At 72.3% G+C, this 22,119-nt stretch carries 19 protein-coding genes; 8 read left to right on the top strand and 11 right to left on the bottom strand.

Features of this window, described 5'->3' with window-relative positions; genetic code table 11:
• Position 1: 1 nt before the first annotated feature.
• Positions 2 to 1,654, bottom strand: a complete 1,653-nt coding sequence (locus ACIBKX_RS02700) for a glycoside hydrolase family 13 protein (RefSeq protein WP_363270856.1) — start codon at positions 1,652 to 1,654, stop codon at positions 2 to 4.
• A 332-nt stretch (positions 1,655 to 1,986) separates the two neighbouring features.
• Between ACIBKX_RS02700 and ACIBKX_RS02695 the strand changes: the two genes are divergently transcribed.
• From ACIBKX_RS02695 to ACIBKX_RS02675, 5 genes are all read left to right on the top strand, one after another.
• Entirely contained in the window at positions 1,987 to 3,618 is a 1,632-nt protein-coding gene (locus ACIBKX_RS02695; RefSeq protein WP_363270786.1) for a fused response regulator/phosphatase, read from the top strand.
• 64 nt (positions 3,619 to 3,682) lie between these two features.
• Positions 3,683 to 4,627 carry a metal-dependent hydrolase gene (locus ACIBKX_RS02690; protein ID WP_363270787.1) on the top strand — a complete coding sequence of 315 codons (945 nt, stop codon included), beginning with the start codon at positions 3,683 to 3,685 and terminating at the stop codon, positions 4,625 to 4,627.
• A 1-nt stretch (position 4,628) separates the two neighbouring features.
• A complete protein-coding gene (locus tag ACIBKX_RS02685; protein ID WP_363270788.1) occupies positions 4,629 to 5,699 on the top strand; it encodes a PDR/VanB family oxidoreductase in 1,071 nt (356 codons plus the stop codon).
• Positions 5,700 to 5,792: 93 nt separating this feature from the next.
• A complete protein-coding gene (locus tag ACIBKX_RS02680) occupies positions 5,793 to 6,491 on the top strand; it encodes a TetR/AcrR family transcriptional regulator (RefSeq protein WP_363270789.1) in 699 nt (232 codons plus the stop codon).
• 26 nt (positions 6,492 to 6,517) lie between these two features.
• Positions 6,518 to 7,072 carry an N-acetyltransferase gene (locus ACIBKX_RS02675; RefSeq protein WP_363270790.1) on the top strand — a complete coding sequence of 185 codons (555 nt, stop codon included), beginning with the start codon at positions 6,518 to 6,520 and terminating at the stop codon, positions 7,070 to 7,072.
• Here ACIBKX_RS02675 and ACIBKX_RS02670 read toward each other — a convergent pair.
• From ACIBKX_RS02670 to ACIBKX_RS02660, 3 genes are all read right to left on the bottom strand, one after another.
• Positions 7,059 to 8,981, bottom strand: coding sequence for a hypothetical protein (locus ACIBKX_RS02670; RefSeq protein WP_399375613.1), 1,923 nt, complete (start codon positions 8,979 to 8,981; stop codon positions 7,059 to 7,061). The genes ACIBKX_RS02675 and ACIBKX_RS02670 overlap by 14 nt on opposite strands.
• A 34-nt stretch (positions 8,982 to 9,015) precedes the next feature.
• Positions 9,016 to 9,510, bottom strand: a complete 495-nt coding sequence (locus tag ACIBKX_RS02665; protein WP_363270792.1) for a tetratricopeptide repeat protein — start codon at positions 9,508 to 9,510, stop codon at positions 9,016 to 9,018.
• A gap of 121 nt (positions 9,511 to 9,631) precedes the next feature.
• Complete coding sequence (locus ACIBKX_RS02660) at positions 9,632 to 12,751, bottom strand: alpha-N-acetylglucosaminidase (RefSeq protein WP_363270793.1); 3,120 nt, start codon at positions 12,749 to 12,751, stop codon at positions 9,632 to 9,634.
• A gap of 194 nt (positions 12,752 to 12,945) precedes the next feature.
• On the opposite strand from ACIBKX_RS02660, the gene ACIBKX_RS02655 reads away from it, so the two are divergent.
• On the top strand, positions 12,946 to 13,371 hold the full coding sequence (locus tag ACIBKX_RS02655; protein WP_363270794.1) for a hypothetical protein: 426 nt from the start codon (positions 12,946 to 12,948) through the stop codon (positions 13,369 to 13,371).
• 61 nt (positions 13,372 to 13,432) lie between these two features.
• On the opposite strand, the gene ACIBKX_RS02650 is transcribed toward ACIBKX_RS02655, so the two are convergent.
• From ACIBKX_RS02650 to ACIBKX_RS02620, 7 genes are all read right to left on the bottom strand, one after another.
• Positions 13,433 to 14,953 carry a DUF1996 domain-containing protein gene (locus ACIBKX_RS02650; RefSeq protein WP_363270795.1) on the bottom strand — a complete coding sequence of 507 codons (1,521 nt, stop codon included), beginning with the start codon at positions 14,951 to 14,953 and terminating at the stop codon, positions 13,433 to 13,435.
• A gap of 32 nt (positions 14,954 to 14,985) precedes the next feature.
• Positions 14,986 to 15,669, bottom strand: a complete 684-nt coding sequence (locus ACIBKX_RS02645) for a response regulator transcription factor (RefSeq protein WP_363270796.1) — start codon at positions 15,667 to 15,669, stop codon at positions 14,986 to 14,988.
• Positions 15,654 to 16,925, bottom strand: coding sequence for a sensor domain-containing protein (locus ACIBKX_RS02640; RefSeq protein WP_363270797.1), 1,272 nt, complete (start codon positions 16,923 to 16,925; stop codon positions 15,654 to 15,656). Before ACIBKX_RS02640 ends, ACIBKX_RS02645 begins: the two co-directional genes overlap by 16 nt.
• Positions 16,926 to 17,048: 123 nt before the next feature.
• Positions 17,049 to 18,044, bottom strand: coding sequence for an NAD-dependent epimerase/dehydratase family protein (locus ACIBKX_RS02635; RefSeq protein WP_363270798.1), 996 nt, complete (start codon positions 18,042 to 18,044; stop codon positions 17,049 to 17,051).
• Between the two features lie 84 nt (positions 18,045 to 18,128).
• Positions 18,129 to 18,698, bottom strand: a complete 570-nt coding sequence (locus tag ACIBKX_RS02630; protein WP_363270799.1) for a winged helix-turn-helix domain-containing protein — start codon at positions 18,696 to 18,698, stop codon at positions 18,129 to 18,131.
• A 323-nt stretch (positions 18,699 to 19,021) separates the two neighbouring features.
• On the bottom strand, positions 19,022 to 20,041 hold the full coding sequence (gene glnII, locus ACIBKX_RS02625; protein WP_363270801.1) for a glutamine synthetase: 1,020 nt from the start codon (positions 20,039 to 20,041) through the stop codon (positions 19,022 to 19,024).
• Between the two features lie 187 nt (positions 20,042 to 20,228).
• Positions 20,229 to 20,597: an arsenate reductase family protein gene (locus ACIBKX_RS02620; RefSeq protein ID WP_363270802.1), complete on the bottom strand. Its 369-nt coding sequence runs from the start codon at positions 20,595 to 20,597 to the stop codon at positions 20,229 to 20,231.
• 153 nt (positions 20,598 to 20,750) lie between these two features.
• Here ACIBKX_RS02620 and ACIBKX_RS02615 point away from each other — a divergent pair, with 153 nt between their 5' ends.
• Positions 20,751 to 21,056: a hypothetical protein gene (locus ACIBKX_RS02615; RefSeq protein WP_363270803.1), complete on the top strand. Its 306-nt coding sequence runs from the start codon at positions 20,751 to 20,753 to the stop codon at positions 21,054 to 21,056.
• A gap of 62 nt (positions 21,057 to 21,118) precedes the next feature.
• Positions 21,119 to 22,033: an alpha/beta fold hydrolase gene (locus ACIBKX_RS02610; RefSeq protein ID WP_363270804.1), complete on the top strand. Its 915-nt coding sequence runs from the start codon at positions 21,119 to 21,121 to the stop codon at positions 22,031 to 22,033.
• The last annotated feature ends 86 nt before the right edge of the window (positions 22,034 to 22,119 follow it).

Raw genomic sequence — 22,119 nt, 5'->3', positions numbered from 1 at the left:
GTCAGGCTGCCCACCAGACCGCCGAATCCGCCGGGACGACCGCTTGTCCGGAGGCCGGCTGCGGGGCCGGGTCGCTCGACAGGAGCACGGTGCCCGGCGTGCGGACCGTGACGGCCTCGGCGGTCAGGTTCACCGTGCAGACGAGCGTGCCGCCGGGCGTCGCGCGCCGGAACGCCAGGACGCCTTCGGGGGCCTCCAGCCACTCCACGTCGCGGCCCGCGCCGAGCGCCGGGTGCTCGCGCCGCAGGGCGAGCGCGCGGCGGTAGAACTCCAGGGTGGAGGCGGGGTCGCCCTCCTGGGCCGCGACCGACAGGTCCCGCCAGGCGGCCGGCTGCGGCAGCCAGCTCGGGCCGCCGTCGAGCGGACCGAAGCCGTACGGCGCCTGCTCGCCGGACCACGGAATCGGCACCCGGCACCCGTCCCGCGTCCCGTCCTGACCCGTCGTACGGAAGAACGCGGGGTCCTGGCGCACCTCGTCCGGCAGCTCGGTGACCTCGGGCAGGCCGAGCTCCTCGCCCTGGTAGAGGTAGGCCGAGCCGGGCAGCGCCAGCATCAGGAGCGTCGCCGCCCTGGCCCTGCGCAGTCCGCGTGCGGCGTCGCCGTCGGCGAGGCGGGTGGTGTGCCGTACGACGTCGTGGTTGGAGAGCACCCAGGTCGCGGGCGCGTGCACGGCGTTCATCGCGTCGAGGGAGCGGTCGATGACGGCACGGAGCGCGGCGGCGTCCCAAGCGGTCGTCAGATACTCGAAGTTGAAGGCCTGGTGCAGTTCGTCCGGGCGGATGTAGAGGGCGCTGCGTTCCACGGTCGGCGTCCAGGCCTCCGCGACAGCCACGCGTTCACCCGCGTACTCGTCGAGAATCCTGCGCCACTCCCGGTAGATCTCGTGCACGCCGTCCTGGTCGAAGTACGGCACCGCCTGGCTGCCGAGCAGCTTCACCTGCTCGCCGTGGCCGACGTCGGGCAGGCCGGCGGCCTTGATCAGGCCGTGCGCCACGTCGATGCGGAAACCGTCGACGCCGAGGTCGAGCCAGAAGCGCAGGACGGAGCGGAACTCCTCGTGCACCGCCGGGTGTTCCCAGTTGAAGTCGGGCTGCTCGGGCGCGAAGAGGTGGAGGTACCACTCGCCGTCCGGGACCCGCGTCCAGGCCGGGCCGCCGAATACGGACTCCCAGTCGTTCGGGGGCCGTTCGCCGTCCGGGCCCTTGCCGGGGCGGAAGTGGAAGCGCTCCCGCAGGGGTGAACCGGGGCCCTCGCGCAGCGCCTGCCGGAACCAGTCGTGGTGGTCGGAGCAGTGGTTGGGCACCACGTCGACGATCACCCGCAGGCCGAGCGCGTGCGCTTCCCGTACAAGGTCGTCGGCGTCCGGCAGTGTGCCGAACATCGGGTCGACCGCGCGGTAGTCGGCCACGTCGTACCCGGCGTCGGCCTGCGGGGAGACATAGAAGGGGGAGAGCCACACGGCGTCGACGCCGAGCCGGGCCAGATACGGGAGCCGGGCCGTGATGCCCGGCAGGTCGCCCATGCCGTCGCCGTTCCCGTCGGCGAAGCTGCGGGGATAGACCTGGTAGATGACGGCGTCGCGCCACCACTCCGGGCGCGCGTCGGCATCGGAGGCGGCGTCGGCGGGAAGGGCGGCGGTGACGTGCTGGGTCATGAGGTCCCTCGGGGTGCGTGGGTCGGTCACTGCGATGAACGTCGCGCGGAAGGCGAAGGTCACGAGGCCGTCCTTTGGCGGGGGCGCCGTACGGTCCCCGGGCGAGGCCGTCGTGCCGCCCGCCGACCGCCGCCCCGCGCCATCCGCGAACGCGCGGACGGTATCGCCAAGGGCCCGGCGCACGAGGAGAGTTCGTGCGCCTCGACCGTACCGGGTCGCGCCGCGCGGTCGGCTCCACGGGGGTGCGGTGGAGCGCTAGCGTGGAGGGGCAGACCCGAGGGGGTTTGCCCGGTCCCCGAGGGGCTGTCCGCGTGAGCGTGGAGAGCACGGCAGTGAGTACGGTCAGCACGATTCTGGTGGTCGATGACGTGGCCGCCAGCAGGTATGCCCTGAGCGCGGTCCTGCGTCGGGCCGGACACCGGGTGGTGCTGGCCGCGACCGCCTGCGAGGCGCTCGCCGAACTCGACAACCGGCGGCGCGCGGGCGACCTGCCGGACGTGGCGCTCGTGGACGTCGGGCTGCCCGACATGAGCGGCTACGAACTCTGCCGCCGCATGAAGCAGTCGCCGCCGATCGCCGATCTGCCGGTCGTGCACTTCTCCGCGGTGGCGCGCGCGCCGGCCGAGCGATGCCAGGGGCTCGACGTGGGCGGCGAGTCCTATCTGACGGTGCCCGCGGAACCCGAGGAGATCCAGGCGGTCGTCCGGGCCGCCGCGCGCGGCGGGCGCTGCCGGAGCGACGCCCGACTGCGGGCGGGGCGGCTCGCGTTGCTCGCCGGGCTGGTCCTCGACGTGCAGTCCGCGCGCTGTCTGGGCGAGCTGGCCGAAGCGGCGGCGGCCGGTGCCGCGCGGCTGACCGGGACGCCCGCCGCCGGGTTCGTGCTCGGCGACGACGGTGCGCTGCACCGGGGGCTCTCCCGGCGCAGGGACGCCGGCTCGCTGCCGGACGCCGCGGCGCACGAGGCGGTGGCGCGGCTGCTGCGGCGCGTGATGGCGGGGCGTACGGGGGTGCGCGAGACGGCCGTACCGGCGCCGCTGTGGCCGCCCGGCTTCTTCCGGCCGGTGGGCACGGCCGGGCAGCGGGGCGAGGGCACCCCGGAGAACGCGGACCTCGCCCTGGCCCGGCTCTGCGAGGGGCGCGCCCTGGTCTGCCTCGCGACGCCCGCCGGCGCGGGGGCGGGGGACGCCGGTCCGGGCGGACTCGTCGGACGGCTCGCGCACGCCACCGCGCTCGCCGCGGAGCCGCTGCAGATGTACGCGGAGGAGCGGCACGTCGCGCTCACCCTGCAACGCAGCTTCCTTCCGCAGCAGTTGCCCGAGCTGCCGGGCACGGAGGTCGTCGTCCGCTATGTGCCGGCGTCCCGCAGGGCGGAGATCGGCGGCGACTTCTACGCGGCGATCGCGACGCCCGCCGGAGTCCTCGCCGGCATCGGTGACGTCGTGGGGCACTCCCTGGAAGCGGCCACCGTGATGGTCGAACTCCGGCACGCGCTGCGGGCGTACTGCGTCGAGGACCCTGACCCCGGAACGCTCACGCGCCGCCTCGACCGGATGCTCCAGCGCTATCACCCCGAGGTCACGGCCACGATGTGCCTGACCCTGGTCGACCCCGCCACCGGGCGCGTCAGGATCGCCAACGCCGGGCACATTCCGCCGCTGGTGGTGCGGGGCGCGGGCGGGGCGCGGTACGTGGCGGTGCGGGGGCCGCTGCTCGGGCTCGGCCTCGACCGGCCGCCGCCCGGCGAGGTCGTGCTCGGGGTGGCGGACCGCCTCCTGATGGTCACCGACGGGCTGATCGAGACGCGGGGCACCGACCTCGCGGTGTCGATGGAACGTCTCCGGGGCGCGGCGGCTGCAGCACCGGAGGGCGTCACCGCCCTGTGCGACACGCTGCTGCACTGCTTCGAGCGTGAGCAGGAGGACGACGTGGCGCTCGTCGCGCTGCGCCTCGCCGCCGGTCACTGAGTGGCCGAAAGAATCCCGTGCACACACCTGTACCCATACGTCTACCCGTCAGTACATTGACAGCATGTCTAATACGCAGAGCCGGGAGCCCGAGCCCGTGGCGTCCGAGCACGTCCCGCTCAAGGCACGCAAGGTCTCCTTCTCCTGGGAGAACACCCCGCTCCACTGGGTGCCGGGCGACCCGTTCGTCACGCACACGATCAACGTCCTGCACCTGCTGCTGCCCGCCGGTGAACGCTGGTTCGTCCACGTGTACAAGCAGGTGCTGCCGTACATCCGCGACGAACGGCTCCGCGCAGACGTGATCGGCTTCATCGGCCAGGAGGCCATGCACTCGCAGGCCCACGACGAGGTCCTGCCGCACCTCAAGGAACAGGGCCTCGACCCGACGCCGTACACCGCCCAGGTCGACTGGTTCTTCGAGAAGCTGCTCGGCGACCGGACGCTGCCGCCGGGCAAGGCCCGCAAGTGGTGGCTGATGGAACGCGTCGCGCTGATCGCGGCGATCGAGCACTACACCGCGTTCCTCGGCAACTGGGTCCTGAACGCCGACGAGCTGGACCGCAGGGGCGCCGACCCGACGATGCTGGACCTGCTGCGCTGGCACGGCGCGGAGGAGGTCGAGCACCGCTCCGTGGCCTTCGAGCTGTTCATGCACGTCGACGGCGGCTACCGGCGGCGCGCACGGACCTGGGCCCTGGCCTTCAGCGCCCTGATGTTCCTCTGGCAGCGCGGGGCCCGGTTCTTCATGGAGAACGACCCGACGCTGATCGACGGCAAGGCCTCCTTCAAGGAGTTCTACCAGGGCGGCAAGCAGGGCACGCTGCCGACGACGCCGGACATGATCCGCTCCATCCCGCGCTACCTCAGCCGCGCCTACCACCCCTCCCAGGAGGGCAGCACCGAGCAGGCCCTGGCCTATCTCGCCTCCTCGCCCGCGGCGACCGCCGCCGAGGCCGCGACCGCCGCGACCGCCACGACCGCCTCGCCGTCGAAGGGAGCCGCCTGAGATGCCCCGCATCCGCACCGTCCTGCTCGTCGCGGGCGCGGCCGTCCTCGCCCGGCGTGCCATGCGCCGCCGCATCGAGACGTCCCCGCTGTGGCCGATGCCCGCCCTGGAGGAGCCGATATCGGGCCGCCCCCGCTCCCGCGCGCTGCGGCTCCGGGTCGCCCGGCACGAGAAGGTCGCCGACGGCGTCGTACAACTGCGCCTGGAAGGCGATGAGTTGCCCGCCTGGGAGCCGGGCGCCCACCTCGACCTGGTCCTCCCGTCGGGTCTCGTCCGGCAGTACTCGCTGTGCGGGGATCCCGAGGACACCTCCTCGTACACCGTCGCGACCCGCCTGATCGAGGCGGAGCAGGGCGGCCGGGGCGGCTCGCGCGAGGTGCACGAGCGGCTCCGGGAGGGCGCGGAGGTCGAGATCCGCGGCCCGCGCAACCGTTTCCCGCTGGCCGACGCCGATGCGTACGTCTTTGTCGCGGGCGGCATCGGGATCACCCCGATCCTGCCGATGCTGCGGGCCGCCGAGGCCGCGGGGCGCGACTGGCGGCTGCTGTACGGGGGCCGTTCGCGTGCCTCCATGCCGTTCGTCGAGGACGTCGAGAAGCTGGCCGGCGCGGAGCCGGACCGGGTCGCCGTCGCCGCCGAGGACGAGGGCGGCCGGCCGGACCTGACCGGCCTGTTGACCGGACTGCGGCCGGGCACCGCCGTGTACGTGTGCGGCCCCGAGGGGCTGATGGACGCGGTCGCCGAGCGCGTACCCGACGACTGCGCACTCCACCTGGAGCGGTTCACGCCGCATACGTCCACCGAGGGCAACGAGGCCTTCGAGGTCGAGCTGCGCCGCAGCGGACGGACGGTCGGGGTGCCCGCCGACTCCACGGTCCTCGCCGAGGTGCGCAAGGAACTGCCCGACACCCTCTACTCCTGCGAGCAGGGATTCTGCGGAACCTGCCAACAGCGGGTCCTGGAAGGGGAGATCGACCACCGCGACGAACTCCTGACGGACGCGGAGCGCGCCGACTCGATGCTGATCTGCGTGTCGCGGGCGAACGGAGGGCGCATCGTCCTCGACATGTGAGGAGGCCCGTGAGGGTGCATATGAGGGGGACGTGTGAACAGTTGGGGCGGACCGGCCCCTTGGACGGCCGGATCTGCTCGGTAAGGTGTTCGCATGACTACCGGGGTGCGCCGCAGAATGGGTGTCGAGGAGCGGCGGCAGCAGTTGATCGGGGTCGCGCTCGACCTGTTCAGCCACCGCTCGCCCGACGACGTGTCCATCGACGAGATAGCTTCGGCCGCGGGCATCTCGCGGCCGCTCGTCTACCACTACTTCCCGGGCAAACTCAGCCTGTACGAAGCGGCGTTGCAGCGCGCGGCCGACGATCTCGCCGGGCGCTTCGAGGAGCCGAGGGAAGGCCCGCTCGGGGCCCGGCTGCTGCGGGTGATGGGCCGGTTCCTCGACTTCGTCGACGGCCACGGCCCCGGCTTCTCCGCGCTGATGCGCGGCGGCCCCGCGGTCGGCTCGTCCACGACCAACGCGCTCATCGACTCGGTGCGCCAGGCCGCGTACGTCCAGATCCTCGCGCACCTGGGCGTCACGGACCCGCCCGCGCGGCTCGAGCTGGTCATCCGCTCCTGGATCTCGCTCGCCGAGTCCACGGCGCTGATCTGGCTCGACGGCCGCCGCATCCCGCGCGCCGAGCTGGAACTCCAACTGGTCCACGACTTCGCGGCGTTGGCCGCCGTCAGTGCCGCGTACGACGACGAGATGGCCGGGATTCTGCGTGCCATGCTCGCCGGGGAACCGGCGGACAGCCCGTTCAGCGATCTGATCGCCCGCCTGGTCGCGCTGGCCCCCCTGGAGGCCTGACCGGCGGCCCGTCGTAGATTGCGCGGATGACGACGACGGACGCCGCGCAGCGGCTGACCTTCCGCCCGGCCGACGAGGCGGACATCGCCACGCTGGTCGCCCTCTACGACCGTGCCGCCCGCTGGATGCTGGAGCGGGGCATCGACCAGTGGAAGCCGGGCGGGAAGGACGCGGAGCACTTCCGGCGGCGGATCGCGGCGGACGAGGTGTGGCTCGCGCACCAGGGGGTGGCCGTCGCCGGGGCGTACGAGATCTGGTGGTCGGACGAGGCGGCCTGGGGAGTCCAGCCGCCGGTCGCCGGATATGTGCACCGGCTGATGACCCGCCGCGGGGCCCCGGCCGGCACGGGGCGCGCACTCCTCGCCGAGGCGGAACGCCGGATCGCCGCCGCGGGGTTGGACCGCTGCCGGCTCGACTGCATGACGTCCAGTCCCCGGCTGCGGGACTACTACGAGGGCGCGGGATACACGGTGGTGGGCGAGCTGCCGGGGAAGGTCGCCGCGGATGGCAGCACCTACGGGGTGCTGCTCCTCGAGAAGCGGCTCGGGGAGCAGCACGGGGCGGGCGTCAGCGGAGCGTAGACACCTTCGTGCCGTCGGCGAGCTGCCCGGTCAGACCCGTGCGGGCCCCGCGCTCGACGGGTGCGGCCAGGGTGTTGCCGGGGACCTTGGTGCCGCCGGACGGGGTCACCGACGCGACCTCCTTGCTGCCGCCGCCCAGCAGGTACCAGGTGCCGGCCCGCGACTTCCACCGCACTCCGGCGAGTACGACGGGCTCGCGGCCGCCGCAGGCAGCGGAGTCCTCCGCCTTCGCCGCGACGGCGGCCGCCGCGGACCCCGGCGGCCGGAACTGGGCGAGGATCCGGCTGCCGCCGCCCCGCCAGGTGTCGGCCCGCGTGCACACCCACTGCGCCAGACCGTTGGCCTCGGGGAGGAGCTGACGGGCGTACGCCCACGCGTTCACGGCCCGCACCCCGTGCGAGCGGGCGGCGGAGAGCGAGCAGGCGGTCGCGGACCAGTCGGCGACGGTGGCCTCGCGCGGGTTCTGCGGGCGGCCCGCGGTCAGATGGGCGGGGACGAGTTCGCCGAGGTCGCTGGAGAGGCGTCGGGTGCCGGAGTTGTCCCGCAGCTCCAGGGTGTTCCAGGAGGTGCAGGAGCTGGCCTGGGCCGGGCTCACGAAGGGCGCGGTGACGCCGGAACGGTTCACCCGGAGCGCGGTGGCCGCGCCGGACGTGCCCTTGACCAGGTCGCGTACGGCGGCCTTGCGCACCCAAGGGGCCGTCAGATAGCGGACGTTGCCGTCGACGCGGTTCACGATCACGGCACCGGACTCGCCGGTGTTCGCGCCGTCCACGCGGGCGAAGTCGAGGGCGGCGCCGCTGGTCCCGTCCTTCGGCTCGGCATAGCGGACGATGCGCAGACCGTCGTGGAGCAGGACGACACGGGCCGCGTCGACCTCGCCCGCGAAGAGGAGCTGGGCGGGGCCGGGGGGTGCGCCTGCGGCCGTGCCCGGCGTCGCGGACACCTGCACGGTCTCGCCGGGGCGCGCCCAGACGGCGAGGGCGCGGCGCAACAGGGCCTTGTCGTCGACGAGTTCGCCCCGTGCGGGCCACACGGAGAAGTCGGTCCGCGCGGACCGCTTCCACTCACTGGCCCCGACCTTCGTCAACTGCTCCGGGTCCAGGGCGGCTTGACCGGCGGGGTTCTGCGCGTACGCGGGCGCCGCCGCACCGTCCGGGGCCCAGCCGTCGCCCGGCAGGCCGAGCAGCGCGCCGCACACCAGCGCGGCCGCGAGGGCGACCCCTGCGGCCTTCATGTGCTGCCTGCGGCGCATCAGGTCGGTCGGGCGCGCCTGCAGCGAGCAGGGGTCGAACTCGGGCGACGCGAGCAGGGCGTACGCCGCTTCGACGCCGTCGGCCTCGGTGAGCGCGGCGCGGGGGTCGTCGACGCCGGCCGCCGTGAGCACGCCGCGGACGTCGGCGTCCGGGAGGCGTTCGAGGCCGCGCAGCACGTACGCGGCGCGGGCCGGGCCGGAGAGGGCGGAGAGCCGCTGGTCCAGGGCGAGTTCGTCGGCGCCGCCCGAGCGGGGGAAGAGCCGGAGGCCCCAGACCTGGGGGAGCAGGGGCGGGAGCTGGGAGCGCTTGGGCAGGGCCGCGCGGCGCAGCGGCTGCCCGGCCTCCAGGGCGGTGCGGACGACGCGCTGTCGTACGTACGCGTAGCCGGGGCCGTCCTGGCGGTCACCCTTACGCCCGCGCTGCACCGGCAGGTCGGCCTCGTCCGCCGAGCGGCGGCTGCGGGGCAGGGCGCGCTGGGTGAGCGCGTGGGCGGTGAGCACGCGGCGGTTGCGGCCGAGGCTGGGCGGCAGCACCAGATAGGCGAGCCGCACCAGGCGCGGGTAGTGCTCGACGAGGGCGGCTTCGGCCTGCTCGACATCTACGATGCCGGGGGCCTCCTGGGGCGGGGACTGCACATGCGACGACACGTTCAGCAAAACGAGCGAATCGTCGGATGGTCACTTGCCTCGGCTACTTGTCGACGAGGAGGCGGGCGTAATTGGCCATGGAGCGTTGGTAGCGGGGCAGATGGGGGGCGAGGGCGCCCAGGACGAGGGCGAGCCCTTCCCGCTCGCGTCCCAGATTCGCCAGGCACAGGGCGAGGGTGGCGCGTACCGCGTCGTCCAACTCGTCGCTGGGGGCGTCGAGTTCTGGTGTAAGGAGGGCTACGCCTTCCTCCGGGCGCCCGATGTTCCGCAGGGAGCTGGAGAGTTGGATGAGGGTGCGTCGGCGGCGGTAGCCCTGGAGCCCCAGCTCCAGGGCCTCCTGATAGAGGGGGACGGCGCGGTCGGAGTGGCCGGTGGTGTCGAAGGCGCAGGCGCGTTCGAAGGGGGCGAGGGGGCTGCCCGGCGGCAGCTCTTCGACCAGGCGGTCGACTGCTGCGCGGAAGTCGGCGGCGCCGGTCTCTCCGTACGTGTCCACCGCGTCCCATACTTCCGCCAGGCGCTTCTCCCAGGTTTCGTTCATGCCCTGAGCTTGGCATCTGCGTTGCCCTGGCGCCTGACTTTTATCGCTCGCCCGGTGCTGTGGGCTGTGCCCACCCGTTCCGCCCTGCGGAACGCCTGCCCACAGCTAGAGCGAGTTCCTCTCAGCTCAGCGCCCAACCGCTGAACCCCACCGTCCCCCGCGTCCCGTCACCCCCATTCGTCGCGCTCATGAACAGGCCGACGTCCTGTGTCGCCGCGACCCCCGGCACGGGAACGGTCGCCACCACCCGCCAGTTCGCCCCGTCGTCCGTCGAGCAGGACCCCGTGACCGTCGTCCCCGCCCGGCTCAGCCGCAGCAGCACCGGCGCCTTCACACCCGTGATCCGCTTGTACGTGTCCAGTGTGCCGTCGCCGTTCGTGTCGTACGAGAGGACCACGCCGTTCGCGGGAGTCACGGCGAGGTTCACGAAGCCGAGCGAACCCGGAGTTCCCAGCGCGTTGCGGGCGATGATGCCCGCTCTGGCCCAGGGGCCCGTCGTCGCCTGGGCGTCCACCCGGAGCGTCACGGAGCCGCCGTCCCGCAGCGCGCCCTCCCGGTACAGCGCGCCGAACTCCGTCGTGCCCTTCCAGAGGTCGGCCCCGCCCCCGTTGATCGCGTGGCGGCCGTCCAGCTCGCCGAAGACCGCGGCGTTGTTCGTGTACGTCCGCCACGCGTCCCCGACCGGTCCCGCCTCGTACAGCGTGCCCTCGTGGAGCGACCGCACCCGTGCCTCGCCCGCCGGGCCGTACCGGACGTCGATCTTGTACGGCAGCTCCCGAAGGGGCTCGTCCAGCGGTTCGCCGGAGGCCCGCGCCCGCCAGGCCACCTTGCCCGTCCCCGCCGCCTCGACGCGGGGCAGGAAGGTCTCGCCCTCCGGCTCCGCCTCGACGCCGGTGAGGGTGAAGTCGACGCGGCCCGTGGCCCGCAGCCCGTTGACGTTGCGGAAGATCGCCTCCACGCGCGCGTGCCCGCCGGGCGGGAAGGCCGGAGGTGTCGCGGCGACCTCCAGGGCTCCCTGGTACGGGGCGCGGGCCAGCACGTCACGCACGCGTCCCGCCGTGCGGTACGGATCACCGACGCCCCGCAGCGGATAGTCCTTGCGCTCACGGGTCCACGGCTCCTCCACCGCGAACCAGTCGACGGCCTTCGGTTCACGACCGGCCGCCAGCGCGTCGGCCAGCTCGTCGAGCCAGCGCTGCCAGCGGGGGACGTAGAAGTCGGCCATCAGACCCGACCACTCCCGGTTGCCGTACTCGTGCAGCCTGCCGGGGTCGGACGTGGCGCGGTCGCCCCACACGGTGATCAGGACCTTCGCGGTCCGCTCGAACTCGGCCCGCTCGGCGTCGTTGGTGCCAAGACGCCGGGCGGCGTCGATCCAGGGTCCCAGCAGGAAGGCGGCCCCCGTCCCCGTCAGCTCGTCCGAGAGCCGCATCAGCCGCAGCCACAGCGTCGACAGCGTACGGAAGGTCTCCTGGTCCTTCCTGCCGTACGCGGCCCGGAGCTGCGGCAGCAGCTGCCGGCTGCGATGGGCCAGCGCCTGCCGGGCCACGTCCACCAGGTCGTACCGGTATGCGGCACTGCGCCGCAGCCCCGGCGCGACGCCGAGCAGCCCGGCGAGCGCCGCGTCGAAGCGTCCGGGGTCGTAGGTCAGCGCGCGCGGCGCGTACTCGGCGGCGCGGTTCGCCGCGAGATCGGGCCGGGCGGCGAACAGCGAGTCGTGCGAGTCGCTGCGCTCCACGGCGGTGTGCCGGTACGCGGTGTCGTGCAGCGCCCGCCAGGCGTCCCGCGCGGACCCGTCCCGCCCGCCGTACCGGAAGCGGGAGTACCCGGAGAACCAGTCCCCGAGGTCCAACTTCCGTTCGGTCCAGGCCAGTTCGGAGAACAGCTCGAAGGCGGCCGGGTCGCGGTCCGTGGCCTCCGGCATGAACGCCGTACCCACCAGGGCGCTGGCCCCCTTGTCCCGCCACGCGAAGAACTTCTCGTTCCAGATGTGCGCCCGCGCCCCGATCGTCGTACGCCCCCCGAAGTTGGGGATCGTCCCGAACGCGTACGGCGTGCCGCCCCAGTCCTTCTCCCGGTCGGTGACGCTCGTGAAGCGGTCGGAGACGCCGTCGACGATCAGCATCCGCCGCCGGTCGATCGCATCGAGCAGCTCCGGCAGCGGATTGGCCTCCCAGCCGAGGATCACCCAGGTGGCGCCGGGGCGGGCCTTGCGCAGCGCCGCCTCGACGCCGCGTGCCGCGTCCGGCACCGGGACATCACCTGGCGTGCCGCCCTCGTGCAGCAGGTCCATCTTGAAGTGCTGGGCGGCGCCGAAGAGTTCCTCCTGGTGGCGGTAGAAGGACGCGGCGACCTGAGCGAAGGACGCGGTGCGCGGATCGAGCCAGTCGGGCCGCTTGAAACCGTGCCAGTTGCCCTGCGGCACCACCCGCGCGTCCCCGCCGTTGCGGGCCACGAAGCCGTCCGGGACGTGCCCGTAGTAGCCGGGGAGGACGGGGGCCATGCCCAGCTCGCGCAGCCGGTTCACGATTCTGCGGCCCAACTCGGCGCGCTTGTCGATGAGTTCGGGCGAGAGCGGTCCGCCGTACCCGGAGAGGTTCTGCAGCAGCCACCACGCCTGATGGGAGGGGGCGGGCAGCCAGGCCCGCGCCTCCGCGTCGCTGTACCCGAAGTCCTTCAGGAGCCGGTGGTAGACGGCCTCCGCCCCGGCGATCACGAGGACCTCGTTACAGCTGTGCAGGGCGAGTACGTCGATCATGCGCTCCCAGTACGCCCAGTCGGCGTACGGCGCGGTGTACCCGTCGTTGGTGTCGTTCAGCGCGAACCGGTGCGGCAGCGCGGTCGACCGCTCCAGCGGCCGGGCGGGCGCCGGAAGCCGGTCCGGCAGGTCCAACTGGCTGCCGTTCCAGGCGACATGGGCCCCGCAGACGTACTTCAGGTACCAGTGCACCCCGGTGAGCAGCACGGCGGGCGTGGTGCCGGACACCTCGATGCGCCCGGTGCGCCCGGTCACCCGGAAGCGGTCCGTGCCGCCCGATGCGGGGACGAGTCTGAGACGGAACTGCTCCGCGTGATGCGGCAGGAGTCTGTTGAGTGCCGAGCGCGCGGAATCCGTATCGAAGGCGGGGCCCTCGGCGGGCCCTTCGGCGGCGTGGGCCTCAGCGGCCACGGCTCCCGCGGCGCAGCCGAGGCCGATGGCACCGGCGGCGCCGAGCACGGAACGTCGGGACGGGTCGGTCATGTGTACCCCCCTGGGTCGAATGCTGCGGCGCACGGTATCCGTGCGGCCGACGGCGCTCAACGGTGCAGACGGAGAAGGCGAGTTCGCATCGCCTGAAGGCATGCGAAGGGCTTGAAGGGACTGATGGGACGATGAAGAGGACAGCGCGGAGCGCGCTTTCGGGCAGGCGTCGGAGCGCGCGCGGGCGCGCAGGCATGGCTGTGGGACTGCTGCTGGTACTGGTGGCGTGCGGCTCGGACGGCGACGACGCACCGGACACGGCGAGCGGCAGCCTGGAGCAGCTGGCGGCCAAGGCGCGGTGCAGGCCCGACATCCAGACGGACGCGGCCGAACTGCGGCAGGCCACCTGTGAGAACGGTGCCCGCCGCTATGTCCTCGTAACCTTTACAACTGCGCGTGGCCAGGCCGAATGGCTCGACGAGGCGGCCGATTACGGCGGCACGTACCTCGTCGGCGAGAAGTGGGTCGCGGTCGGCGACCGCAAGCAGGTCGCGCTGCTGCGCGGCCGGCTCGGCGGGACGGTGGAGCAGTCCTCGCACCACTCGGGGAGTAGCGGTGGTGGGGATCACGAGGACTCGGGCCCGGGGCACTCGGGCCACTCCGGTCACCGCGCGAGCTGACCGCGCAGCGGTACGGGGGGTCAGCGCGGCAGTCGGCTGATCAGTGGTCGGTGATCAGCGGTCAGGTGCAGCGCCGGCCGCTGTTGATGCACTTGGCCACACGCTGCATCAACCGCTCGTCGAAGACGTTGATGAAGTCACCGTGGTCGGTGACGGGTTTGTGCAGCTGCTCGGGGAACGAGTCGACGGCGAATCCGGGGCCGGGCGGCACGTCGTACACGATGCGCTGCACGAGCTGCGGAATGGCCCGGAAGCCCTGGGGGCAGGCGCCGCTCTCCTGGTCGGCGAAGGCCACGTGCGTACGGTGGTTGGCGCTGTCGGTGTTCTGGCCGTCCCAGCAGCTCTGGAAGTTGAAGGTCCGTACGACCTTGCTGCCTTCGGGGCAGATCGGGTACTTGTCCTTCAACTGGCGGTCCTCGAAGCCGGTGCAGCTCCAGGACGCGTTGGCGTTGGCGTCACCGTTGGTGAAGGCCTTGGCGTCGCCGGTGATGATGCGCAGGAAGCGGGGCATCGCGACGACCTTGCCCGTCGGGTTCCCGGCGAATTTCAGGGTGACCGACGACGGGGTCTGGATCTCCCCGACGTTCTGGTCCCGGCCGCCGCCGTCCGCGTCGGCGTCATTCTCGTCCTGTCCGTTCTGCAGCCGCAGCACGGGCCAGTAATAGGTCGACTTGTCTCCCTGATTCCGGCAACTGGTCTCACCGTTGGCCAGATCGTCGTCACTGGAGAAGGCGTCCGTCGCCTGATTTCCGACGTAATCGTGCATATGGTGGGCGCCATTGCTCACGCCGGGCGCGACAATGACATTGTCCGGATTGAACTTGCCGTTCTCGTTCGTCCCGCATTTCGTGGTGAAGGTCCCGCGCGAGGCGCCGCGCTGCTTTTCGGGACGCTGGACATTGGGCTGTACGGAGTTGATGTCGACGAAGTCGGACGCGTCGGGCCCATTGCCGTTCTGCCCGTCCTGCGGCGGCTGCTGCTCACCCTCGCCGGGCGGCTGTTCTTCGCCGTCGCCGGGCGGCTGCTGCTCACCCCCGTCGTCACCCCCCTCCTGCGGCGGCTGCTGGCCCTCCTGACCCTCCTGCGGCGGCTGCCGGCCGTCCTGGTTGCCGGCGCGCATCGTGCAGGCCGCCATGGAGTCGAGCCCGTCCGGCGGCTGACCTCCCGCCTGGTCGATGGCGGAGCCGATGCCCTGAAGGGTCGGCCGCCGCTGCTCCTCCAGCGGCCCGAGCACGGCCTCGGCCTGCTCGGCGTCCTCGGCGGCGGCGAACTTCTCGTAGGCGGCGGTGATCTGACTGTCCAGATCGGCGAGCCGGCGGTCGACGTCCTCGCGCGCGCCGTCCGGTACGTCCGGCAGCTGATTGCCCACATCCGGGCAGCTGATGGTGGAAAGCCCCGACCAGGACCCCTGTTCGCCCGACTGGGCGGAGACGGGCGGCTGATCGGTGCCTTCCTCGGCGTTCGCGTAGACATTCACCGCGACCATTCCGCCGCCGCCCAGGATGAGCGCCACCGAAGCGGCGATCGCCCGCCCGGCGAGCTTTGATCGTTTTCGTTGTGTGCGTCGTGGTGTGCGTCCCATGCGACTACGTACGCAACAGGAGTCCGCCCCGTTCAATCACGACCGGAATTCCTCCGCGGCCGGTTCAGCGCCCCTTGATCGAGATATGCGAGAACGGCGAGCACACGCCGGTTGTCGTCGTCGGAGACCGGCAGATCGAGTTTCCCGAAGATATTGGACGTGTGCTTGGCGATCGCCCGTTCCGTCACCACGAGCTGCGCCGCGATCGCCGCGTTCGACCGCCCCTGCGCCATGAGTTCGAGCACCTCGCGCTCGCGCGGGGTCAGCTTGCCGAGCGGCTGGTCCGCGGCGCGCCGCGACAGGAGCTGCTGGATCACCGTCGGGTCCATCGCGGTGCCGCCCGCGGCGACCCGGCGCACGGCGTCGATGAACTGGTCGGCGTCGAAGACACGGTCCTTCAGGAGATAGCCGACCCCGCCGTTCCCGTCGGCGAGCAGCTCACGCGCGTACAACTGCTCCACGTGCTGCGAGAGCACGAGCACCGGAAGTCCGGGCCGGGCCCGGCGCGCCGCGAGCGCGCACTGCAGTCCCTCGTCCGTGTGGGACGGCGGGAGCCGGACGTCGACCACAGCGACGTCCGGCTCCAACTCGGCCAGGGCCTTGGTGAGTTCGGGCCCGGTCTCGACCGCCGCGGCGATCTCGAAGTCGAATGCCTCCAGCATCCGGACCAGACCGTCGCGCAGCAGGAAGAGATCTTCGGCTAGGACAACTCGCAAGGGATCTCCATGGTCACCATGGTCGGGCCGCCCGCGGGACTGCTGACGGCCAGTACGCCGTCGAATGTACCGAGTCGGCGTTCGATCCCGCTCAGCCCGGAACCGGCGCCGACGGAAGCGCCGCCCTTGCCGTTGTCGGTGACCGCGATCCGCAGCATGCCCTCCGCGTGGTGCACGTCCACCCAGATCCGGTCGGCTCCCGCGTGCTTGACGGCGTTCGTCAGGGTCTCGCTGACCGCGAAGTACGCCGCCGACTCCACCGGCGCCTCGGGCCGCCCGTACAGCTCCACGTCGACGTCCGTCTGGACCGGGAGGCGCAGCGCCAGGGCCTTCACCGCGTCGCCGAGGCCGCGCTCGGCGAGCACCGGCGGGTGGATGCCGCGCACCAGGTCACGCAGTTCGGTCAGCGCCTCGCCGGAGTTCTGCCGGGCCCTGGAGATCATCTCCTTGGCCTTCGCCGGGTCCTTCTCGATCAGTGCCTCGATGGTGCCGAGGTCCATGCCCATCGCGACGAGCCGGGCCTGCGCGCCGTCGTGCAGATCCCGCTCGATGCGGCGCAGTTCGGCGGCGGAGGAGTCCACGGCGTCGTGCCGGGTCTCGGTCAACCGGTCGACGCGCAGGGCCAGTTCACGCTCGCGCATGGACGCCGTGGGCGCGAGCAGCGTCCCGGCCAGGCGGAAGTGCGCGCGCAGGATGGCGGGGTTGGCGTAGACGCCGAGAGTGCCGAGCGCGGTGCCGAGCAGCGCCGCGAGGAAGGCGCGGCCCTGCGATGTGACATGGATGAAGCCGTACCACTCGCCGCCGGTCGCCCCGTGGATCGGCTCCCAGACGCCGCAGGCGAGCACATAGCCGAACACGCAGTACAGGAGCAGCGCGGGCGCGAAGATCACCGTGATGAAGCCGGCGGTCATGTCGACGAGCAGCCACTGCAGATCACGCCAGGTCGCCGGGTCCTTCAGCATCAGCGAGGTGCGCTCCACCTGTCCCGTGACGCCGCGGCGCAGATCCGCGGGGAAGGGCCGGTAGGGGACCGGGATGTGCACGCCCGACCATTCGCCGGCCTGTACCCGGCGCAGCGTCGCCCATTTGCGGACGCCGGTCAGGACGGCCGGTGTCGTGAAGACGCCGATGCCGAGCACGACGAAGACGATCGAGAGGACCGACAGCACGAAGAGAGTGATCGAACCGGCGAGCGTGGCGACCGCCAGATAGAGCCCGCGGGCCCCGGCGATCACGGATTCACGGACCCTCGTCATCTTTTGGTCTCCATCTCTCCCAGCGGCATGCCCTCATTCTGTCCGCCGCGGGGGGAGCGGGTCATTGGGTTCGGCACCCGAGCAGGGGGTGTACCTGACGACACCCCCTGCTCGCGGGCGGCCTCACAGGCCCAGCGCCTTCGCCTCCTTCTCCGGGGCCAGGCCCACCACCGGGCGGTCGGGGCGCTGCGGGGCCTGCCCGCCGATCGACAGGAGCCACTGCCAGGTGTCGGCCACGGTCTCGGCGACCGGGCGGCAGCGGAGCCCCGCGGCGTGCGCCTTCGCCGTGGACGTGTCGTGCATCGTGTCGTACAGCTCGCCCGGCGGCACCCACACCGGCAGCTCCATCCACGGCTCGATCCCCGCGTCGGCGATCACGGAGGGCTCGGTCCAGCGGAGCTCCGTGTCGGCGGCGCCCGCCACCGTCACGCACGCGGCGAGGAACTCCTCCATGGTGCAGTGCGCCGCGGGGGAGACGAGGTTGTACGGGCCGTGCAGTCCCGCGAGCGCCGCGTCCACGACCCACTCCGAGAGGTCCCGCACGTCGATGTACTGAAGTCCCGCGTCGCGCGGTCCGGGAGCCAGCACGGGCCCGCCCCGCGCCACCCGGTTCAGCCACCACGGCAGCCGCCCGATGTTCTCGTACGGCCCGAGGATCAGTCCCGCCCGCGCCAGCACCACCCGCTCCGCGCCGAACTCCGCGACGGCGGCCAGCTCGCCGCCCCGCTTGTCCTGCGCGTACGCCACGGAGTCCGCGTCCGGGTCGCCCGCCACGACCGGGTACTCCTCGTCGGACCCGGCGACGCCCGGATACTCGTACACGGAACCGCTCGACACATACACGTACCGCCCGACCCGCCCCGCGAGCACCCGCGCCGCCTCCCGCACCACGCGCGGCGCCCCGGACCAGGTGTCGACGACGACGTCCCACTCGGCGTCGGACGCGGTCAGCGCCGCGAGCCCGTCCTCGGCCGTGCGGTCACCGTGCAGTGACGTCACACCGTCGGGCGCGGCGTGCCGGCCGCGGCGGAAGACCGTCACGTCCCAGCCGCGCGCCAGCGCCGCGTCGACCACGGCCCGCCCCACGAACTCCGTACCACCCAGCATCAGAAGTCTCATGGCGACGACTCTGCCCGCTGCGGCCCGCCGACGGAACCGGGTTCTGCTGCCGGCAGATCCCGGACCCGCCCGGAAAGCGGGAGGTCAGCGGGGCGCGGGCGGCGCGTACTTGTACCCGACGCGGCGCACCGTCTGGATCGTCTTGCGGTGCTCGGCGCCCAGCTTGCGCCGCAGCCGGGCGATGTGGACGTCCACCGTCCGCCCGTCGCCCACATGCCCGTAGCCCCACACCGTGGTCACCAACTGGTCGCGCGTGTGCACCCGGTGGGGGTGCGCGACGAGATGCGCGAGCAGCTCGAACTCCAGGTACGTGAGGTCGAGCGGCTCCCCGTCGACCTGTGCGGCGCGCTGCACCGGGTCGATCCACACGGGCCCGGAGCCGGTGCCCGCGGTCTCCTGCCGGGGCTCTGGCCCGGCGGCGGCAGGGGCCTCCTGGCCGGCCGGTACGAGCACCAGATAGCCGATCATCGGCGGCTGGCCCGGCAGCGTGGGCAGCGTGTGCTGGGGCGCGGGCAGCCAGGTCGCGCCCGGCGGCAGGAAGTCGGTGAGCTGCACCACCTCGTCGGGATCGACGGCCCGCAGCCGGCCGCGGGCGAGGCCGGAGAGCGGCGGGGCGGGGGCGGTGGACGCGGGGAAGGAACGGGAGTTCGCCATGGGAGGTCAGCTCTTTCGCGCGAGGGAGTCGTCAGTCGTCGAAGACGTACGTACGTCGTGCGCGTCAGGCGAAGGCCGGGTGAACGGCTTTAGCGGGCCTGCGCGTTCGTCGCGCGGCAACACACCCGGTCGAAGTCATGGTGCTGACGGGAAGGCCAGAACGGCTCGAGGTCGTGACGACGACCTGTCGCGGTGTTCCTGTGGCTGCCCATGACCCCATTGAAGCAGATGAAAGGGGCGGCGGTCTCCCCATGCCCAAGGGGGCGCCCACCAGTTCGGCGGGCGCCCCCTTCAGGAAGTTCCGTGTTCACGTACGTACGTGATCAGACCTGGCCGGCCTTCTCCAGGGCGGAGCAGCAGGTGTCGACGAGCAGCCGCGTCACGACGTACGGGTCGACGTTGGCGTTCGGGCGGCGGTCCTCGATGTAGCCCTTCTGCTCCACCTCGACCTGCCACGGGATGCGCACCGAGGCGCCGCGGTCGGAGACGCCGTACTTGTACTCGTCCCACGGGGCGGTCTCGTGCAGACCGGTCAGCCGGTCGTCGATGCCCGCGCCGTAGTTCTTGACGTGGTCCATCGGCTTCGAGCCCTCGCCGAGGGCCTCGCACGCGGTGATGATCGGGGCGTAGCCCTCGCGCATCGCCTTGGTGGAGAAGTTGGTGTGCGCGCCCGCGCCGTTCCAGTCGCCCTTCACCGGCTTCGGGTCGAGGGTCGCGGAGACCTTGAAGTCCTCGGCGGTGCGGTAGAGCAGCCAGCGCGCGATCCACAGCTGGTCGGAGACCTCGAGCGGGGCGAGCGGGCCGACCTGGAACTCCCACTGGCCGGGCATGACCTCGGCGTTGATGCCGGAGATGCCGAGACCGGCCTTCAGGCAGTTCTCCAGGTGCGCCTCGACGACGTCACGGCCGAAGATCTCGTCCGCGCCGACGCCGCAGTAGTAGCCGCCCTGCGCGGCGGGGAAGCCGCCGACGGGGAAGCCGAGCGGGCGGTCGCCCTCGAAGAAGGTGTACTCCTGCTCGATGCCGAAGATCGGCTCCTGCGAGCCGAAGCGCTCCTCGACCTCGGCGAGCGCGGCACGGGTGTTGGACTCGTGCGGCGTCATGTCCGTGTTGAGGACCTCGCAGAGCACGAGCACGTCGTCGCCGCCGCGGATCGGGTCCGGGCAGGTGAAGACCGGCTTGAGCACGCGGTCGGAGGCGTGACCCTTGGCCTGGTTGGTGCTGGATCCGTCAAAGCCCCAGGTGGGGAGCTCAGCGCCGTCCGCGAGTATCTTCGTCTTCGAACGGAGCTTGGCGGTCGGCTCGGTGCCGTCGATCCAGATGTACTCAGCCTTGAAGGTCACGGGGCTCATCCTTAAAACGCTCGTTACGGCGCAGTACGTGCGGGTGCTGCGGTGCCGTGGTGATGCCGCGGAGCTTGCCAACAGGCGATTTCCCGCCCATTGCTCGAATGTGAACCCCGTGTTACCTGGGGCGGATGTGGCCCACCTCACGCCCCGCGGCCCGAAGAAGGACCGGCCGAGGGGCCGGCTAGCGCGACAGCGCGTCCCGTACCGCCTCCTCCGTGCGGGCCACCACCGCCGTGCCGTCGTCAGCCGTGATGATCGGGCGCTGGATCAGCTTCGGGTGTTCGGCGAGCGCCTTGATCCAGCGGGCGCGGCCGGAGGCGTCGCGGGGCCAGGCCTCGCGGTCCTTCAGGTTCAGCTCCTTGGCGGCGGCCTCCTGGGTCCTGGTGATGTCCCAGGGCTCCAGACCGAGACGTTCGAGTACGTCGGTGATCTCGGCCTCGGTCGGTACGTCGTCGAGGTAGCGGCGGACGGTGTAGTCGGCGCCCTCCGCGTCGAGCACGGTAAGCGCGCTGCGGCACTTCGAGCAGGCGGGATTGATCCAGATCTCCATGCCGCACACGCTACCCGCGACCCATCAGCCACACCCCGCTCACACCCCCTCAAAGCGCGTCTGGCCAGCGGCGATTGTCAGTGCCGGGAAGTAGAATTGAAGCAATGTTCGAGGGTTCCCGACGGGGGTCCTGATCGCGACAGGAGGATGCCTGTGCCCGCTGCCGCACTCACATCGAAGTCGAAGCGCAACGCTTCCCGGCCCGTGCTGATCGACCTGACGTACGCACCACTGGAGAAGAGGCCGCTCCCGGCCGGACGGCCCCGGGAGTGGTACATCACGCACAACCGCCGCCTCAAGGCCATGCGGCTCGCGATAGCCCTGCTGGACTCGGGTGTCTATGTACCCAACCAAGCGAGCAACACCCGGATCCGCAGCATGGCGGAGGACGTGGGAATCCATCCGCCGTCGGACATCACCTGCCATATGGTGCGCGCGCTGATGCGGTACAGCCGCTGACGTGACGGCGTTCGGGCGGGGGCCCCGGGCTCCCGCCCGTACGCGTGGTTCATGCTGACCGCATGACACAGCCGGACACCCCAGCGGAGCCGGCGGCGGCCGCCGAGCCGCCGCTTCTCGTCACCGCCCAACTCCCGGACGGGGCACGCTTTCCCGTGCGCGCCCTGCGCGGCACCGACACACCGTCCGGTCCCGCGCCGGCCGTGCTGATCCTGCCCGCCATGGGCACCCCCGCCCGCTACTACCGGGCCTTCGCCCGCCAGCTGCACGCCGAGGGCCTCACCGCGCTCACCGTGGACCTGCGGGGCCAGGGCGAGAGCACCCCGCACGTGCGGGACCCCGCCGCCCGCGACCACGGCTACGGCACGATCGTCGAGCGGGACCTCGTGGCCGTCGTCGAGGCGATACGCGGCGAACTGGGCCCAAAGCCCCCGCTGTACCTGCTCGGCCACAGCCTGGGCGGCCAACTGGGGCTCGTGCACGCCGCGTTGGGGATCGGGCCCGGCGTCGACGGAGTCGCCCTGGTGGCCTCAGGCTCCGTCTGGTTCCGCCCGTACGGCCGGCTGCGCGGACCCCTGCTGCTCGTCGGCGAGCTGTTCGCCGCCGCCCTGTCGACACTGCTCGGCCGCTGGCCCGGCGTCCGGCTCGGCTTCGGCGGCAACCAGCCCAAGGGCGTGATGCGGGACTGGGCCCGCCAGGGCCGCACGGGCCGCTACTCCGCCACCGGCTCCCGCCACGACTACGAGGCGGCGCTGCGCTCCCTCGACCTGCCCGTCCTCGCGGTCACCGTCGAGGGCGACACGCTGGCCCCCGCGCCCGCCGTCGACCACCTCGTCGGCAAGGTCCCGCGGGCCGGGCTCACCCGCCACCACTACGCCACGCAGGAGGCCGGTGGCCCCCTCGACCACTTCCGCTGGACGCGGGCCGGCGGGGCGCTGGCCAAACGGGTGGCGGCCTGGGTGGCATCCGGCGGCTGACCTGCGCGAGATGCGGTGCGGCGGGCCCCGCGTCACCCGTTTGCCGTACCCGGCATGCGTACGCGCCCGCGGCGGCATTGGCTGCC

Origin of the sequence: Streptomyces sp. NPDC050658 (assembly GCF_044457025.1) — a bacterium.
In the GTDB taxonomy this organism is placed as follows: Bacteria; Actinomycetota; Actinomycetes; order Streptomycetales; family Streptomycetaceae; genus Streptomyces.
Note: the sequence above shows the minus strand (reverse complement) of the source record. Positions and strands in the feature narration are given on the sequence as shown.

What these genes read in the sequence shown, in the direction of transcription:
- ACIBKX_RS02700 (WP_363270856.1), bottom strand. Translation starts at nt 1,654, where the DNA reads ATGACCCAGCACGTCACCGCCGCCCTTCCCGCCGACGCCGCCTCCGAT.
- ACIBKX_RS02690 (WP_363270787.1), top strand. Translation starts at nt 3,683, where the DNA reads ATGTCTAATACGCAGAGCCGGGAGCCCGAGCCCGTGGCGTCCGAGCAC.
- ACIBKX_RS02685 (WP_363270788.1), top strand. Translation starts at nt 4,629, where the DNA reads ATGCCCCGCATCCGCACCGTCCTGCTCGTCGCGGGCGCGGCCGTCCTC.
- ACIBKX_RS02680 (WP_363270789.1), top strand. Translation starts at nt 5,793, where the DNA reads ATGACTACCGGGGTGCGCCGCAGAATGGGTGTCGAGGAGCGGCGGCAG.
- ACIBKX_RS02675 (WP_363270790.1), top strand. Translation starts at nt 6,518, where the DNA reads ATGACGACGACGGACGCCGCGCAGCGGCTGACCTTCCGCCCGGCCGAC.
- ACIBKX_RS02665 (WP_363270792.1), bottom strand. Translation starts at nt 9,510, where the DNA reads ATGAACGAAACCTGGGAGAAGCGCCTGGCGGAAGTATGGGACGCGGTG.
- ACIBKX_RS02660 (WP_363270793.1), bottom strand. Translation starts at nt 12,751, where the DNA reads ATGACCGACCCGTCCCGACGTTCCGTGCTCGGCGCCGCCGGTGCCATC.
- ACIBKX_RS02655 (WP_363270794.1), top strand. Translation starts at nt 12,946, where the DNA reads ATGGCTGTGGGACTGCTGCTGGTACTGGTGGCGTGCGGCTCGGACGGC.
- ACIBKX_RS02650 (WP_363270795.1), bottom strand. Translation starts at nt 14,953, where the DNA reads ATGGGACGCACACCACGACGCACACAACGAAAACGATCAAAGCTCGCC.
- ACIBKX_RS02640 (WP_363270797.1), bottom strand. Translation starts at nt 16,925, where the DNA reads ATGACGAGGGTCCGTGAATCCGTGATCGCCGGGGCCCGCGGGCTCTAT.
- ACIBKX_RS02635 (WP_363270798.1), bottom strand. Translation starts at nt 18,044, where the DNA reads ATGAGACTTCTGATGCTGGGTGGTACGGAGTTCGTGGGGCGGGCCGTG.
- ACIBKX_RS02630 (WP_363270799.1), bottom strand. Translation starts at nt 18,698, where the DNA reads ATGGCGAACTCCCGTTCCTTCCCCGCGTCCACCGCCCCCGCCCCGCCG.
- ACIBKX_RS02620 (WP_363270802.1), bottom strand. Translation starts at nt 20,597, where the DNA reads ATGGAGATCTGGATCAATCCCGCCTGCTCGAAGTGCCGCAGCGCGCTT.
- ACIBKX_RS02610 (WP_363270804.1), top strand. Translation starts at nt 21,119, where the DNA reads ATGACACAGCCGGACACCCCAGCGGAGCCGGCGGCGGCCGCCGAGCCG.